Below are 8503 nucleotides of genomic sequence, written 5' to 3'. Positions count from 1 at the left end.
GCCCGACGCCGCGCGGCGAACCCGACATCATGGGACGAGTTCACCGAATGGTTACTGTCGGGTAGTTGCGGCGGAGCGGACGAACCACGCAGGGTGGACCACGGCCGCCACGAGCGGCCGTTTCGCTGCGCAGCGTCGCGCGGCACCCCTCCGCTGCGGCGTCGCCGCCGCAGCACCCGCACCACCCCAGCAGCACCCAGTGCCCCGACGAAGGAGACTCGCGTGCACGCACGAGGACGGACGACCACCGGGGCGCTGACCGCGCTCGGGCTCATGCTCACCGGTGGCGTCGTCACGGCAGGGGCGGCCCAGGCCGCCGTCTCACCGGACGCCCCGGTGGTCATCTCGGAGGTCTACGGGGGCGGCGGCAACAGCGGCGCTACCCTGAAGCAGGACTTCGTCGAGCTGTACAACCCGGGCGACACGCCCGTCGACGTGTCGGGCTGGGCGGTGCAGTACGCGTCGGCCGCCGGCGCGTCGTGGCAGGTGACGCGCCTGACCGGTGCGAGCGTCCCGGCGGGCGGGCACCTGCTCGTCGGGCAGGCGCGGGGGTCGGGCGGCACCGTCGACCTCGCGCCCGACGTGACGGGCACCATCGCGATGAGCGGCAGCGCGGGCAAGGTCGCGCTGACGTCCTCGCCGCAGGCGCTCACCTGCGGCACGGGGTGCGCGGACGTCCCCGCGGTGGTCGACCTCGTCGGCTACGGCGCGAACGCCTCCTCCTTCGCCGGCTCGGCACCCGCGCCGGGCACGGGCAACGCGACGTCGGCGTCGCGCGACGCCGACGGCACGAACACGGCGGACAACGCGGCCGACTTCGCGGTCGGCGCGCCGACGCCGGCCGCCGCCGGTGCGGACCCGGGCGAGGAGCCGGAGCCGACCGACCCGACCGCGCGCACGATCAACGAGATCCAGGGCACCGGCCCCGCGTCGCCGCACGTGGGGGAGCGCGTCACCACGACCGGTGTCGTGACCGCCGCGTACCCGACGGGCGGCTTCCGCGGGTACGTCCTGCAGACGCCCGGCACGGGTGGCGGCGCCCCCGCCGGCCGGACGTCGTCGGACGCGCTCTTCGTCTTCTCGGCCGCCACCGCCGGGGACGTGCAGGTCGGCCAGCACCTGCGGGTCACGGGCGAGGTCGCCGAGTTCAACGGCCTCACGCAGCTGACGGTCGGCGCGGCCGCCGACGTCGCGGTGCTCGACCCGGCCCCGGCCCCGGCGCCCGTCGAGGGCGCGTGGCCCGCCGACGACGCGACGCGCGAGGCGCTCGAGTCGATGCTCCTGCTGCCGACGGGCGACCTCACGGTCTCCAACACCTACTCCACCAACCAGTACGGCGAGGTGGGGCTCGCGACCGGCACGACGCCGCTGCTGCAGCCGACCGAGGTTGCGCGCCCCGGCACGCCGGAGGCCGCCGCGGTGGCCGCCGACAACGCCGCGCGCCGCGTCACGCTCGACGACGGTGCGACGACGAACTTCCTCGGCCAGGACGCGGGCGGCCTCACGCCGCCGTACGTCTCCACCGAGAACCCGGTCCGCGTCGGCGCGGCGGTCCAGTTCGTCGCCCCGGTGGTCGTCGACTACCGCAACAACGCCTGGAAGCTGAACCCGACGGCCCCGCTGACGGCAGGCGGCACGGCTCCGGCGACGTTCGAGGACGACCGCACGGCGGCCCCCGAGGCCGTCGGCGGCGACGTGTCCGTCGCGTCGTTCAACGTCCTCAACTACTTCACGACGCTCGGCGCGCAGACGCCGTCGTGCGAGGCGTACACGACCCCGGGCGGCGAGCCGGTCACGGTGGACGAGGGCTGCGACCAGCGCGGCGCCTGGGACCCGGACGACCTGGCCCGCCAGCAGGAGAAGATCGTCGCGGCGATCAACGGCCTCGACGCGGACGTCGTCGGGCTGCTCGAGATCGAGAACTCCGCGCGCGTCGACGGTGTGGCCGACGAGGCGCTCGCGACGCTGGTCGAGGCGCTCAACGCGGCGGCCGGCGAGGAGCGCTGGGCGTTCGTGCCGTCGTCGGACGAGCTGCCGGACCCGTCCGGCCAGGACGTCATCACGAACGCGCTCATCTACCAGCCGGCGGCGGTGTCCCCCACGGGCGCCTCGCGCGCCCTCGGTGACCAGAGCGACGACGGCGAGGCGTTCCAGAACGCGCGCGAGCCGATCGCGCAGGCGTTCACGCCCGTGGGCGGCGGCGAGGCGGTCCTCGTCGTGGTCAACCACTTCAAGTCCAAGGGCTCGGCCGGCCCGTGGCCGGGCGACGCGGACGCCGGCGACGGCCAGGGCGCGTCGAACGAGTCGCGCGTCCGGCAGGCGACGGCGCTGCGGGACTGGGTGCCGACCGTGCAGGGTGACGCCGAGGCCGTCGCGCTCGTCGGCGACTTCAACGCCTACACGCGGGAGGACCCGCTGCAGGTGCTCTACGACGCCGGCTACGTCGACGCCGTGAGCACGCTCGCGCCCGGGCAGTGGAGCTACTCGTTCCAGGGCCTGTCGGGCTCGCTCGACCACGTGCTGCTCAACGAGGCCGCCGCGGGCCGCGCGACGGGTGCCGACGTCTGGGAGATCAACGCCGGCGAGTCCATCGCGCTCGAGTACAGCCGCTACGGCTACCACGGCACGACGTACCACGACCCGGGCCCGTACCGGTCGTCGGACCACGACCCGGTGGTGGTCGGCCTCACGGTCGGCGACGCGAACACGGGCCCGGTCGACCTGACGTTCCTCAACGTCAACGACTTCCACGGCCGCATCGACGGCAACACCGTCAAGGTGGCGGGCACGGTCGAGCAGCAGCGCGCGGCGGCCGAGGCGGCGGGCGGCGCGGCGGCGTTCCTCTCCGCGGGCGACAACATCGGCGCGTCGCTGTTCGCGTCCTCCGTCCAGCGGGACCAGCCGACCATCGACGTGCTGAACGCACTCGACCTCGCGGCGTCGGCCGTGGGCAACCACGAGTTCGACGGCGGGTACGACGACCTCGTCGACCGCGTGATCGCGGGCGGCGAGAACGCCGAGTTCCCCTACCTGGGCGCGAACGTCTACCAGGCGGGCACCACCACCCCGGCGCTCGACGAGTACGCGCTGCTCGACATGGCCGGCGTCACGGTCGGTGTCATCGGCGCCGTCACGCAGGAGACGCCCACGCTCGTCAGCCCGGGCGGCGTCGCGTCGCTCGAGTTCGGCGACCCCGTCGAGGCGGTCAACCGCGTCGCGGCGCAGCTGACCGACGGCGACGAGGCGAACGGCGAGGCCGACGTGCTCGTCGCCGAGTACCACGAGGGCGCCGGTGCGGGCACGCCCGACGGCGCGACGCTCGAGGAGGAGGTCGCCGCGGGCGGCGCCTTCGCCGACATCGTCACGGGGACGTCCGCCGCGGTCGACGTCATCTTCACCGGGCACACGCACAAGCAGTACGCGTGGCAGGCGCCCGTGCCGGGCGAGGACGGGACGCGGCCGGTGCTGCAGACCGGCTCCTACGGCGAGTTCCTCGGCAAGGTCGTCCTGACCTACGACCGCGGGTCCGGCGAGGTGACGGCGTCCACGGCGGAGAACGTCGCGCGCACCACCACGGCGGACGCCGAGCTCGTCGCGGCCTTCCCGCGCGTGGCCGAGGTGCAGGGCATCGTCGCCGCGGCGCTCGCGTACGCGGCCGAGGTCGGCAACCAGCCGGTGGGCTCGGTGACGGCGGACATCACGACCGCGTACGCCGGCGGCTCCTACGTCGACGGCCGCTACGTCGGCCCGGGCCCGCTGCCGAGCACGGGCCGCGACGACCGCAGCCGCGAGTCCACGCTCGGCAACCTCGTCGCGGACGCGCTGCTCGACACGCTCGACGCCCCGGAGCGGGGCGGCGCGCAGATTGGCGTCGTCAACCCCGGCGGCCTGCGCAACGAGCTGTTCCAGGCCCCGGACGGCACGATCACGTACGCCGAGGCCAACGCGGTCCTGCCGTTCGTGAACAACCTCTGGACGACCACGCTCACGGGCGCCCAGGTCGAGACGATGCTCGAGCAGCAGTGGCAGACGGACGAGGACGGCAACGTCCCGAGCCGGCCCTACCTCCAGCTGGGGCTGTCGGACAACGTCTCGTACACGTACGACGCGTCCCGTCCGCAGGGCGACCGCATCACGTCGGTGACGGTCGACGGCGCGCCGCTCGACCCGGACGCCGAGTACCGGATCGGCACCTTCTCGTTCCTCGCGCAGGGCGGCGACAACTTCCGCGTCTTCGAGGACGGGCAGGACACGGCGGACTCCGGTCTCGTCGACCGGGACGCGTGGATCGCGTACCTGCAGGCGAACCCCGGCCTCACGCCGGACTTCCGGGAGCGGGCGGTCGGCGTGCCGGCGCTCGACCCGGTCGAGGCCGGCGCGGAGATGACGTTCCCCGTCACCGGGCTCAACCTCACGAGCCTCGGTGCGCCGGACAACACGTCGCTCGAGGTGCGCCTCGACGACGTCGCGCTGGGGACCGCCACGCTGACCCGGGGTGAGGGGCCCGACGCGTCGGGCGCGGTCACGGTCACGGTGCCCGCGGGCACCGAGCCCGGGACGCGGACGCTGACCCTCGTGGCGCAGCCGAGCGGCACGACGGTGACGGTGCCGCTGGTCGTCGAGGCCGGCCTGCCCGCGTCCACGACGACGCTCACCGCGGAGCCGGACAGCCAGGTGCACGGCGACCTCGCGCCGCGGGTGCGCCTGACGGCGCGGGTGACGGCCGACGCGCCCGTCACCGGCGAGGTCACGTTCGTCGCGGGGGAGACCGTGCTCGGCACGGCGCCGCTGCGCGGCGGCCAGGCCCGGCTGACCCTGCCGGCGGGCACGCCGGCCGGGACGTACGACGTCGTCGCCCGGTACGCCGGCACCGACACGGTCGGCGGCTCGGAGTCGGCGCCGGTCACGGTGACGGTCGAGAAGGTCGGCAGCAGCACCACGCTGAACGTGCTCTCCTCGCCGTTCGCGTTCCTGCCGTCGGCGTGGGTCGCCACGGTCCGCCTCGACACGCTCCGCCTGCCCTCGGGCACGGTGGAGCTGCGCGAGGGCGACCGGGTCGTGGCGCGGGCCGACGTCGTGCTCGGCATCGCGGTCGGCACGCTGCCGCGCGACCTCGGCCGCGGCACGCACCGGCTCACCGCGGTGTTCGTGCCGGACGACGCGGCGAACGTCGAGGGCAGCACCAGCCGGACGGTGACCGTGCGTCGCTGACCCGTGCGCGCGGCGACGGGGGTGGGTCCACGGGGCCCACCCCCGTCGTCGTCCCCGGGCACGGCGGCCTCCCGCCCGGCCGCCCGACCGGCCGGGTCCGCCAGGTGGTCCGGTATGTCCGCGCGGGGCCCGCGCTGCGCTACGGTGGCCGGCGACACGGGGTGCCCTGCACCAGGCAGGGCTGAGATCACACCCGTCGAACCTGATCTCGTTAGCACGAGCGAAGGGATGTCGCGATGACGACGCCTGCCGTCCCCTGCCCGCCCGAGGACCTCGCCGCCCGCGCGGGGCTCGCCCTCGACGACCTGCGGGCCCGGACCCCGCTCGTCCAGTGCCTGACCAACGAGGTGACGACGAACCTCGTGGCGAACGCCCTGCTCGCGATCGGCGCGTCGCCGGCCATGGCCTCGGCACCCGGTGAGGCCGAGGAGCTGGCTGCGGTCGCGGGCGCCGTGCTCGTGAACCTCGGCACCCTCGGTCCCGACCAGCGGGCGGCGGTCGCGCCGACCGTCGCCGTCGCCGCCGGTGCCGGCACGCCGTGGGTGCTCGACCCCGTCGCCGTCGGCGTGCTGTCGGTCCGCACCCGCCTCGCGGCCCGCCTGGTGGCGGAGCGACCGGCCGTCGTGCGCGGCAACGCCAGCGAGGTCCGCGCGCTCGCGGGCCTGACCACCGCCGGGCGCGGCGTCGACGCCGGGGACGAGGTGGACGCCGCGGCGGAGGCGGCCGACGCGCTGGCCCTCCGCACGGGCGGCGCGGTCGCGGTCAGCGGGCCCGTCGACCTCGTCACCGACGGGCGCACGCGGGTGCGGCTCGCCGTCGGCGACCGCCTGCTCACCACCGTGACCGGCGCGGGGTGCGCGCTCGGCGGGCTCGTCGCGGCGTTCGCCGCCGTGACGGACCCGCTCACCGCCGGTGCGGGTGCCAGCACGGCGCTGGGGGTGGCGGCCGAGCGTGCGGCGCAGGTGGCCCGGGGGCCGGGCTCGTTCGTCCCGGCGCTGCTGGACGAGCTGCACGCGCTCACCGGCGCGGACCTCGCCGAGCGGCTCGTCGTCGCGGCGCGCGTGGCGGTGCCCGCATGAGCCGGCTGCCCGACGGCGTGTACCTCGTGCTCGACGCCGACGTGTGCGCCGCGGCCGGGCACGCGCCCGCCGCCGTCGCGCTGGCCGCCGTGCGCGCCGGGGTCCGCACCGTTCAGCTGCGCGCCAAGCACGCCGGCGTCCGCGACCAGGTCGCGCTCGCGGTCGCCGTCGCCGACGCCCTGCGCGACGCGCCGCCCGCGGTGCTGCTCGTGGACGACCGTGCCGACGTGGCCCTGGCCGCCCGGTCGCGCGGTGCGCGCGTCGACGGCGTGCACGTCGGCCGGTCCGACCTGGAGGTGGCCGACGCGCGCGCGCTGCTCGGCCCCGACGCGGTGGTCGGCGTGTCCGTCGGCCGCCCCGGCCTCCTGCCCGAGGCCGCGGGAGCGGACTACGTCGGCGCCGGACCGGTGCGCCTCACGCCGACCAAGCCCGAGGCCGGGCCGGCGCTCGGGGCGGACGGCGTGCGCGCGGTGGCGGACGCCACCGCGCTGCCCGTCGTGGCGATCGGCGGGCTGTCCGCCGCGGACGCGCCGACGCTGCGCCGGGCCGGCGCGCACGCCCTCGCGGTGGTGAGCGCCGTGTGCGCGGCGCCCGACCCCGGCGGCGCCGCCGCGGCGCTCGTCGACGCCTGGGCCCGTGCCGCGGTGCCGGCGGTGACCCGGTGAGCGCGCACCGCGTCCGCGTCCTGTCCGTCGCCGGCACCGACCCCACCGGGGGCGCGGGCATCCACGCGGACCTCAAGTCGTTCGCGGCGCACGGCGCCTACGGGATGGCCGTCGTCACGGCGCTCGTCGCGCAGAACACGCACGGCGTCCGGGCCGTCCACGTGCCCGACGTCGCGTTCCTGCGCGCGCAGCTCGACGCGGTGAGCGACGACGTCACGGTCGACGCCGTGAAGATCGGCATGCTCGGCACGCGCGCCGTCGCGGACGAGGTCGCGGCGTGGCTCACGCGCACGCGTCCACCCGTCGTGGTGCTCGACCCGGTGATGGTGGCGACGAGCGGCGACCGTCTGCTCGACCGCGACGCCGAGGAGGCCGTCCGCCGGCTCGTGGCGCACGCGGACCTCGTCACGCCGAACCTGCCCGAGCTCGGCGTGCTGCTCGGCGAGCCGACCGCGCGCACGTGGCGCGAAGCCGTCGGCCAGGCGCGTCGCCTCGCGCAGGCGTCGGAGGTGACGGTGCTGCTCAAGGGCGGGCACCTGGACGGTGACGCGAGCCCCGACGCGGTCGTCGACGCGACGACGGTCGTCGAGCTCGACGCGGTGCGCGTCGCGACGACGTCCACGCACGGGACCGGCTGCTCGCTGTCCGCGGCCGTCGCCGCCCTGCGCCCGCGCCGTCCCGACTGGGTCACGGCCGTGCGCGAGGCCAAGGCGTGGCTCACGGGCGCGATCGCGGCGGGGGAGGCGCTCGCGGTCGGCTCCGGGCGCGGACCGGTGGACCACCTGCACCACGCGCCGACCCTGGGCGCGCGCCCCTTCGGCGACGCGGCGTGGGACGCCGTGGCGGACCTGCGCGCGGCGTGCGACGACCTGCCGTTCGTCCGTGCGCTGGCGGACGGCACGCTCGCGAGCGACGCGTTCGAGGCGTACCTGCACCAGGACGCGCTGTACCTCGCGGCGTACTCGCGCGTGCTCGCGCGGGCGAGCGAGCTGGCGCCCGACGGTCCCGCGCAGGCGTTCTGGGCGCGCGGCGCGAGCCGCTGCCTCGACGTCGAGGCGCAGCTGCACCGCGACCGGCTGTCGCGTGCGGGGCGGGCGTGGGGCGGCCCGGCGTCCGCGGTCACGACCGCGTACACGGACCACCTGCTGGCCGTCGGCGCGCGCGGCTCGTACGCGGAGCTCACCGCCGCCGTGCTGCCCTGCTACTGGCTCTACGCCGACATCGGCGCGCGCATCCTCGCGCGGGCCGGCGACGTCGCGGCGCACCCGTACGGCGACTGGGTCGCCACCTACGGCGACCCGGACTTCGCGGCGGCGGCGGACACGGCGCGCCGGCTGTGCGACGCCGCGGCGCTCGAGGTGGGGGCGGGCACGCGCGCACGCATGCTGGCGGCGTTCGTCCGCTCGTGCGAGCACGAGGTGGCGTTCTTCGACCAGGTCGACGCCGCGGCGTCCGGCGGGCCGGGCGACCCGGCGGCGGCCGGCGCCGCCGCGCTCGCGCCCGCCGGGCGCGCCGCCCCCTGATCCGGTGCCGGTGGCTCCTCAGGGG

The 8503-nt window shown here is 76.6% G+C and carries 4 protein-coding genes and 1 riboswitch; all 4 genes read left to right on the top strand.

The annotated features are described in order from the left end of the window. Positions 1-273 precede the first annotated feature (273 nt). The 4 genes from ACFUMH_RS17555 to thiD all read left to right on the top strand — a co-directional run bounded on the left by ACFUMH_RS17555 (position 274) and on the right by thiD (position 8478). Positions 274-5211, top strand: coding sequence for an ExeM/NucH family extracellular endonuclease (locus ACFUMH_RS17555; protein WP_378208593.1), 4938 nt, complete (start codon positions 274-276; stop codon positions 5209-5211). A 147-nt stretch (positions 5212-5358) separates the two neighbouring features. Further along, positions 5359-5457: riboswitch (TPP riboswitch) on the top strand. After that, positions 5448-6290 carry a hydroxyethylthiazole kinase gene (gene thiM / locus ACFUMH_RS17550; protein WP_378208591.1) on the top strand — a complete coding sequence of 281 codons (843 nt, stop codon included), beginning with the start codon at positions 5448-5450 and terminating at the stop codon, positions 6288-6290. (Overlaps the previous riboswitch by 10 nt.) Further along, on the top strand, positions 6287-6955 hold the full coding sequence (locus tag ACFUMH_RS17545) for a thiamine phosphate synthase (protein WP_378208589.1): 669 nt from the start codon (positions 6287-6289) through the stop codon (positions 6953-6955). The genes thiM and ACFUMH_RS17545 overlap by 4 nt, the downstream gene beginning before the upstream one ends. Further along, on the top strand, positions 6952-8478 hold the full coding sequence (gene thiD, locus ACFUMH_RS17540) for a bifunctional hydroxymethylpyrimidine kinase/phosphomethylpyrimidine kinase (protein WP_378208587.1): 1527 nt from the start codon (positions 6952-6954) through the stop codon (positions 8476-8478). Before ACFUMH_RS17545 ends, thiD begins: the two co-directional genes overlap by 4 nt. The last annotated feature ends 25 nt before the right edge of the window (positions 8479-8503 follow it).

It is taken from the genome of Cellulomonas sp. NPDC057328 (assembly GCF_042667215.1).
Classification (GTDB): domain Bacteria; phylum Actinomycetota; class Actinomycetes; order Actinomycetales; family Cellulomonadaceae; genus Cellulomonas.
This window is presented reverse-complemented; position numbering and strand designations above follow the sequence as displayed.